The following is a 2,783-nucleotide window of genomic DNA, read 5'->3' on the forward strand; positions in this document are numbered from 1 at the left end:
TTAAATTGGTAAAATTCTTCCGGTGCAATCAAAACCTTACGGATTCAGGTGATAATGAAGAAACAGAAAAGAGAATTGAAGCTAAGTCGTCACTATTTGGTGATACAATCAAATATTATGGTAATGTTTTTGGTGAACAAAAAAAAGAATTATTCTCCGAAGCAGGGTGTTTTATATTTCCTTCTCATTTCGAGAATAGTCCTGTTGTCCTTAAAGAAGCGATGATGGCTAACTTGATCATCATCGCTTCAGATATAGATGCGAATAAAAATGTTTTGAGAGACTATCCTGGAGCTTTTTATTTCAATGTAACCGATCCAAATAATCTTTCAATTGTATTGAAAGATGTATTAAATATACCCAAAGATCAGTTTGATGGGATTAGAAATCGATGCCGGAACTTTCCAAAGTTTGATGAGACATACGCATTAAATGTAATCTCAAGCATACGAGAAATTTTTTCCTAATACTTTCTGTTTTTTAATTACTTCGCATCTAATCAAAATAATGTTGGCACTCATAAAAAGTTTGTTGGAAACTTATCTTGGTGGCTTTGTCCGTCTGATACCATCGTATTATTTATTTGGTAGCTCATATCGGGATTTTTTTAGGTACTATTACCCGTCTAATGGCAATATCAATAAAAATACTGAAGATTTAGTAAGATTAAATCTTAGCCGAATAATTGCTTTATCTAAAAAAACCAGTTTTTATAATGCGGATAATGAATCTATTGAACAGTTTTCTTTCATTAATAAAGAAACGATTATGTTGCAAACTAATCGTTTTTTGATCAGCAAGGCAGGTGCGGATTACATTACAACTGGCGGCACATCAGGAAAACCCTTAGCTTTTTATATAAACAAAAATCGCAAAGGCATCGAATGGTTCTGGATGACTCACAATTGGTCAAAAGTTGGTTTTGATGTTGATAAATCCTGGCGAGCAGTCTTACGCAACCACAAACTTCATGGCAAGAAAGTAGTTGTTAATCGGCTAATGAAAGAGTATCAGTTTGATAATTTCAATCAGTCAGCTCAATACCTTGATTTTGTTATCGACTTCATAGAACGCAAACAGATTCCTTTTGTTCATGCATACCCAAGCGCTGCTTTCCAGTTGGCCAAGCGGGCGTTATCAACAGGTAAAAAACTACCCTGTGTTCAAGCTTTTTTATGTGGAAGTGAAAACGTACTACCAGCATATAAAGAGTTAATACAGAATGAGCTTGGTATCAGAATGTATACCTGGTATGGCCATAGTGAAAAGCTAATTCTTGCTGGTGAAGGTAAAACCTGCGAAAACTACCATGCTCTTCCCTTGTACGGTTATGCAGAGCTTATTGATGAGAATGAACAGAACATTACTCAATCTGGTCAGACAGGTGAATTGGTTGGCACTGGTTTTATCAATACCGTTATGCCTTTTATACGTTATCGCACTGGTGATTATGCTGAATATGTTGGGGAGACTTGCCCAGACTGTGGTCATATTGGTTTAACGTTTAAAAATGTCACGGGGCGCTGGGATGGGGAAAAAATATATACATCAAATGGTGGTTTTGTAACTACCACTGCATTAAATATGCATAACGATATATATGACCACATCAGTAACTTCCAATATTATCAGGATACTGTTGGCAAACTTGAAGTTCGTGTAGTCCCTCTTCCTACTTTTACTCAGCAGCATAAAGTTGAGATTAAAAACGAAATAATAGAAAAGGTCGGGGAGCAGCTTGTTATCACTGTTGTTGAAGTACCCGATATTGAATACACCATTAACCGAAAATATAAACTGCTTGTTCAAAAGGCTGTTGTTTAAATGAAACAAGTCACCCAAACCCTCCGCACCGGCGAAATCAATATTGCTGATGTGCCCGTACCTGCCCTGCAAGACTCATTTGTTTTGGTGCGTAACACCGCGTCTGTAATCAGTGCTGGTACAGAAAAAACCAAAATCGATATGGGCAAAAAAAACCTGCTGCAAAAAGCCCAGGCACGGCCTGATCTGGTTAAGCAGGTTATTAATAAGCTGAAAACCGAAGGCATCAGCAAAACTCTGCAAACGGTTAGTACCCGCCTTAATGCCCCCAGCCCACTGGGTTACAGTTCTGCCGGTGAGGTTGTAGCTGTGGGTGGACTGGTGGAAGGTATCCGCCCCGGTGATCGGGTGGCCTGTGGCGGTGCCGGTTATGCCAACCATGCGGAGTTTGCGGCGGTACCAAAGAATCTGGTGGTGCGTATACCTGACGGGGTGACGGATGAAGAGGCTGCTTTCACCACATTGGGTTCCATTGCCCTGCAGGGTGTACGACTGGCGGAGCCTAAACTGGGTGAAACATTCCTGGTACTTGGGCTTGGCCTGTTGGGGCAAATTGCTGTACAGCTGTTACGTGCGAATGGTTGCCATGTGATTGGCACCGACCTTGACCCATCGCTGGTTAAGCTTTCTGAAACTTATGGTGCCACTGGCTTGCAACCGGGTAGCGATGTGATCAATGCCTGTAAAGAGCTGACATCAGGCCATGGTGTCGATGGCGTGCTGGTGTGTGCTGGCACCAGCAGTAACCAGCCCATTGAACTGTGCGGTGAAGTAACCCGGGAGAAAGGCCGGGTGGTGGTGGTTGGTGCGGTGCGAATGGATATTCCCCGTGAAGATTACTTCAAAAAAGAAATCAGTGTAGTGATCTCCCGTTCCTACGGGCCTGGCCGCTATGATCCGGTATGGAGTGGTCTAAAAATAACTTTCCCATTTTAAACTCAGTGTTCCTGATGATTGCG

At 41.5% G+C, this 2,783-nt stretch carries 3 protein-coding genes; all 3 read left to right on the plus strand.

What is annotated here, in order from left to right:
- Positions 1-467: glycosyltransferase (locus KDK14_RS20985; protein WP_257267200.1), on the plus strand; the 467-nt coding region annotated here is incomplete at its 5' end.
- A gap of 40 nt (positions 468-507) precedes the next feature.
- The gene (locus tag KDK14_RS20990) at positions 508-1,824 is read left to right on the plus strand and encodes a hypothetical protein (RefSeq protein WP_257267201.1); all 1,317 of its coding nucleotides are present in this window, start codon (positions 508-510) and stop codon (positions 1,822-1,824) included.
- Positions 1,825-2,760 carry a zinc-binding alcohol dehydrogenase gene (locus tag KDK14_RS20995; RefSeq protein ID WP_257267203.1) on the plus strand — a complete coding sequence of 312 codons (936 nt, stop codon included), beginning with the start codon at positions 1,825-1,827 and terminating at the stop codon, positions 2,758-2,760.
- Positions 2,761-2,783: the final 23 nt, after the last annotated feature.

Source organism: Endozoicomonas sp. ONNA2, assembly GCF_024606365.1.
GTDB lineage: Bacteria > Pseudomonadota > Gammaproteobacteria > Pseudomonadales > Endozoicomonadaceae > Endozoicomonas.